The sequence below is a fragment of the Sphingomonas bacterium genome, assembly GCF_903643035.1.
Lineage (GTDB): Bacteria > Pseudomonadota > Alphaproteobacteria > Sphingomonadales > Sphingomonadaceae > Sphingomonas.
Map to the genome: position 1 here is coordinate 1 of NZ_CAHJWW010000184.1, position 5,461 is coordinate 5,461.

The following is a 5,461-nucleotide window of genomic DNA, read 5'->3' on the forward strand; positions in this document are numbered from 1 at the left end:
AGTCGATGTCGAGCCAGATCACGTCGGTCGGCATCTTGTCGTCGCGCAGATGCTTGGCGATGCCGCGGACCTCGTCCGGCCGGGCCTCGCGCTCTATGGCGGCGTGCCCTGCGCCGCGCTGGAGGGCGCGATCCGGCCGGTCGCGACCCCGGAGGCGGAGGTGCTGCAGCGCCGCACCGTGCGCGCGGGCGACAGCGTCGGCTATGACGCGACCTGGACCGCGACACGCGATACGCAGGTCGCGATCCTGTCGATCGGCTATGCGGACGGCTATGCCCGAGCGCTGTCGGGCGTCGGCGCCGCGCACGTCGGCGACACGCGCCTGCCGTTGCTCGGACGCGTGTCGATGGACCTGGTGGCGATCGCGGTCGACGACGCCCCACGCCTCGCCGAGGGCGACCGGGTGCGGCTCGACTACGCCCTGCCCGCCGCGTCGGCGAGTTCGGGGGTCAGCCAGTACGAGCTGCTGACCCGGCTGGGCACGCGGTATGCGCGGGTGTGGGGATAGGGCAAACCCTGTGACAGAAGTGACACAATCTTTCGCAAATGGTTGCCGCTACACACAAACATGTGGTTCTCAAGGATCATTCTTGTAACTCCCAGTCATTCACCTGGGAGTAATACTTAATGGTTTTGCACAGTCGCCTGCTACTTCGGTCATCCGTCATCGCCATCGTGATGGCGCTCGTTCCTGCTGCGGCTCAGGCTCAAACCACCGGCACGACCAGCACCACGAAGACCGACATACTGTCCGAGGGATCGAGCAAGAACACACAGACCGGTCTCGGGTCGGCGGCTAACGGCCAGTCCGTCAACGCGGACGGGACCACCGTTGGAGACTCCGACGGTACCGTCGTCGTCACCGGCTCGCGCATCCGCCGCCAGAGCTACGACACCGTCGCGCCGACGCTGGTCACCGACCGGCAGTATGTCGATGAGCGCAACTTCACCAACGTCGCCGACGCGCTCAACAACCTGCCGGGCATCCGCGGATCGGTGACGCCCAACGGTGCGCAGGGCTCCTTTGGTCAGGGCGTGAATTTTACGAATCTCTACGGCCTCGGTTCAAATCGCACGCTGACGCTGATCAACGGCCGCCGCGTAGTGTCGTCAAACCCCAACACGCTGTTCAATCAGGGAACGGCGGGCTCGCAGGTCGACACGAACATCGTCCAGACGATCCTGCTCGACCATGCGGAGACGACGACGATCGTCGGCGCGACCACCTATGGATCGGATGCGATCGGCGGCACCGTCAACTTCATCCTGCGCGACCGGTACAATGGCGTGACCGTGAACGGCCTGACCGGCATCACTGAACGGGGGGACGGCTTTCGCTACAACGCCGCGGTGCTGGTCGGGCATGATTTCCTCGGCGGCAAGCTGAACGTCACCGCCGCCTACACACGCGACGTCCAGAACGGCATCCTCTATTCGGACCGCGACTTCCTGACCGCCGGCGTCGGAACGGTGACCAACCCGAGCACGGCAGGAGCGGCAACGCTCGGCCGGACCGCCGCATCGGGTATCACCTTCCGCAACGACGGCCGCGTCAACACGGGTTTCGGCTACAACGACTCGACGACCGACGGCAATCCGGGCTCGCTTCTGGTGCGCGACCGCGTGCTGTACCAGCTGACCACCGGCGGCGAGATCACCGACGCCAGCCGTGCCACCGCCTTCACCTCCGCTAATCGCGTCGCCGCCGCGGTGAACGGCTACCAGTTCGATACGACCGGCAATCTGGTGCCGCTCAACAAGGGCGTCCTGTTCGCCGCTCCCTATGCGTCGGGCGGCGACGGCTATCGCCTCTACCCCTATTCACAGGTGACGAGCGACGTGAAGCGTCACACCGGCAACCTGTTCGTTCACTATGACGCATCCGATGCGCTGAAGTTCTTCTTCGAGGGCACCTACTACAATGCGCGCGGTGACCAGCTTGTCGCCCAGCCGACATATAATTCCACCCTGTTCGGCGGCAACAGCGCGCAGCTGACGTTCAGCGCTACCAATCCGTTCCTGACTTCTCAGGCCAAGGCGCAGCTGGCTACCCTGGGCGTCAACACCTTCCAGCTATCGCGCGCATCGGACGATCTTGCGGATCAATCCGGTGGCACGAAGCTCGAGCTGTATCGTGCCGTGCTGGGCGCACGCGGCGACGTGAAGCTGTTCGGCCGGCCATTCAACTACGAGGCCTATGGCAACTATGGCCGGACGCGGCTCGACGACTTCGGGCAGAGCCTAAACCAGCAGAAGTTCGTGAATGCGGTCAACGTCACCACCAACGCGGCGGGACAGATCGTCTGCAATCCCACGCCGACCGTGAACGCGGTCGCGGGTTATACTCCGACCGTCGATGCGGCCTGCGCGCCGTTGAACCTGTTCGGCAAGGGATCGCCCAGCGCCGCGGCGCGAGCCTATATAATCCAGAACACTCATACGATCAGCGTACTGCAGCAGAAGGACTTCGTCGCCAACTTCGGAGGCAGCCCGTTCGCGCTGTTCGGCAACGATTACAGCTTCAACATCGGCTACGAGCATCGCGAGGAGGATGGCCGTTTCACGCCGGACTCCTTCCAGCAGGCCGGGCTTGGCCGGTCTGTCGCGATCGCGCCGATCAACGGCAGGTACAACGTTGACGAAGAATATGGCGAGGTGCTGCTGCCGCTGCTCCGTCCGTCCAACCATGTGCCGCTCCTGAACCTGGTCGAGATCGACGCCAGCGTCCGGCATGTGGACAATACGGTCAACGGCGGTTTCATCGCTTGGTCCGGGGGAGGGCGGTGGAAGCCCGTCCAGGATATCACGCTGCGCGCCGACTACACCCGATCGTTCCGCGCACCCGCGATCACCGAGCTGTTCCTGCCGCGATCTTCCTCGTTCGTGACGGTGCCCGATCTGTGTTCCACAAATAACATCAATGCCGGCGCAGCGCCCGTGATCCGCGCCCGCAACTGCGCCGCCTTTCTTGCCGCCTATCCCAATGCGACCCCGCTCGATGCGGCGTCCGCGACGGTTCCAGCCGTCAGCGGCGGCAATCCCATGCTCAAGAACGAGGTGTCATACAGCTACACGTTCGGCGGATCGTTCACGCCTCGCTTCCTGAAGCGGTTCAGCATAGGCGCGGACTATATCAACGTCGTGATCCGCAACCCGATCACCAATCTTACCGTCACGCAGATTGCTTCGGCCTGCTTCGACAACGCCACCTTCAACACCGCCGACCCGGCGAACGGCAACAGCTTCTGCTCCCAGATCAAACGCTATGCACCGGGCCAGGGCGGAAACGCGACCAACGGAGGCGACCGTGGCGGTCAGGTCACGGCCGATCCCGCCAACCCCGGTGTCAGCAGCGGCTACGTCAATGGCAATCGTATCGCATTCTCGGGTATCCAGGGAACGATCAGCTACAGCCAGCCGCTGGACCGCTACATCCCAGGTCGGTTCGAGACGGACAACACGATCTTTTCGCTCAACAAGCGTCTCATCGACACGACGGGGGTTGCGCCGCAGCGTACCGATGGCACATTTCTGGGAACGGGCTCATTGTCTCCCGATCCGAAGTTCCAGTTTCGAAGCGACAACCGGATAGTAGTGCCAGGTGTCGGCGGGTTCGCTACATCCGTGAATTTCGTCGGCAAGCAGAGCGCGGTGCGAACGGCATTGTCGACTGATCTTCGTGAGATCAACACGCTCGATGCCTATGCTACGGTTGACATGTCCCTCTGGATCGAAGTTCAGAAGAAGTATCGTTTGACGATCTCTGTTACGAACGTGGGCGACAAGAAGTATCAGGATTATGATGGATACTATAATCCCAACAGCGCCATCGACTTGTTCGGTCGTCGCTTTGCCATAAGTGTCCGCGGGCAGCTCTGATTACGTTATCGTGAGAAACGAGGAGATCGTCGGTAAGACAGGCGGTCTCCTCGTATGCGCCAAGTGTCATGTCAGTACCGCTCTGCGCAATTGCCATGTTGCGACGCGTCATCGAAGCGCCTAGCATCCTGACAGGGCAGGAGGGCGCGCCATGAAGAAGCCGAACGCCGATGGCGTGGTGACGATCAAGAAATATGCCAACCGGCGGCTCTACAACACAGAGACGTCCTCCTACATCACGCTCGAGCATCTGGCGGCGATGACGCGCGGGGGGCGCGAGTTCCGGGTGGTGGATGCAAAGACCGACGAGGACATCACCCACACCGTCCTGACCCAGATCATCATGGAGGAGGAAGGGCGCGAAGGGCAGGCGATGCTGCCGGTCGGCTTCCTGCGACAGCTGATCGCGCTGTACGGCGATTCGATGCAGAAGATGGTGCCGGGCTATCTGGAGGCGTCGATGGAGAGCTTCCGTCGCAACCATGCGCAGCTTCAGAGCGGCTTCCAGTCCGCGGTCCAGGGCGCCTTTTCGGGCTCGCCCTTCGCCGAGATCGCCAAGCGCAACATGGCGATGTTCGAGGCGGCGACCAGCGCGTTCAAACCCGGTGCCGGGGGTACCGCTCCGGCGCCGGCCGCCACCGACGCGAACGCCAGCAAGGACGAGGAGATTGCCGCGCTGAAGGCCGAACTCGCCAGCCTGCACAAGAAGGTGGAGCGGCTGGCCGAATAGCGGACGGGCGGATCAATGGATGGTCGGGCGGGCCGGCGCCCATCCCGATCGGCCGGGCCGGATAAGCCCCCGGCGTCAGTAGAAGTCCGCCAGCGTCAGTTGTCGGACCGCGCCGCCGCACAGGCCCAGCCGCACCACGCGCCCGACCGGCCCGGCGGACCAGCCGCCCAGCCCGTCGGTCGCATAGTCGGCGCCGACCGTCCGCCCGTCGACGCTGCAGATCAGGTCTCCCGTCCGCCACCCCGCCGCCGCCGGGCCGCCGCGCATGACGTGGATCACCCGCAGATGGCCGGGCTCCAGCGCCAGCAGAAGCCCGCTGGTGGAGCGCAGCGGCGCGTGGTCGGCGTCCGGGCCGGGCGCGAACACCATCCGGCCCGCACCGGCGTCCATCAGCACGCGGTAACGCTGGAGGAAGCCCGACCCGATCCGCCCGGCGACGCCGACCGTTTCGGAAAAGCCGCCCCGGGCCTCCGCCCGCACCTCCACCTGGCGCGCGTCGAGATCGCCGACGCGCAGGTCGGGGACGATCGCCAGCTGGATCGTGATCGGCCCCGCCAGCCCATAGGCGACCGCGGTGGTGCTGCGCCGCCCGTCGAGCCCCGCGCCGCGCCAGCCCGCCCGCGACACGGTGATCGCCGATCCGTCGCCGGTGTCGACGATCATCGGCGACAGCGTGTGGCCGCCGAGCGTCACCCGGGTCACGTACACCTGCCGCTCGGCGGAGATGGCGAGCGGCGCCACGGTGCCCGCGAACGGCAGCCGCCCGGACGCGATCAGCCGGAACCGGCGGTTGGCGTAATCGATGTCGAGCGCGGCGGCGCCGATGAGGTCGCGTCCCACCAGCATCGCGAC

The 5,461-nt window shown here is 64.9% G+C and carries 4 protein-coding genes; 3 read left to right on the forward strand and 1 reads right to left on the reverse strand.

The features are described from left to right. The 3 genes from HUV01_RS11400 to phaR all read left to right on the forward strand — a co-directional run. Positions 1-508: alanine racemase (locus tag HUV01_RS11400; protein WP_302480049.1), on the forward strand; the 508-nt coding region annotated here is incomplete at its 5' end. A 170-nt stretch (positions 509-678) separates the two neighbouring features. Continuing rightward, positions 679-3,879 carry a TonB-dependent receptor domain-containing protein gene (locus HUV01_RS11405; protein WP_217430992.1) on the forward strand — a complete coding sequence of 1,067 codons (3,201 nt, stop codon included), beginning with the start codon at positions 679-681 and terminating at the stop codon, positions 3,877-3,879. A 151-nt stretch (positions 3,880-4,030) separates the two neighbouring features. Beyond that, on the forward strand, positions 4,031-4,609 hold the full coding sequence (gene phaR / locus HUV01_RS11410; protein WP_174298369.1) for a polyhydroxyalkanoate synthesis repressor PhaR: 579 nt from the start codon (positions 4,031-4,033) through the stop codon (positions 4,607-4,609). A 75-nt stretch (positions 4,610-4,684) separates the two neighbouring features. On the opposite strand, the gene HUV01_RS11415 is transcribed toward phaR, so the two are convergent. Beyond that, the coding region (locus HUV01_RS11415; protein ID WP_174298370.1) for an aspartyl protease family protein at positions 4,685-5,461 on the reverse strand (777 nt) is incomplete at its 5' end.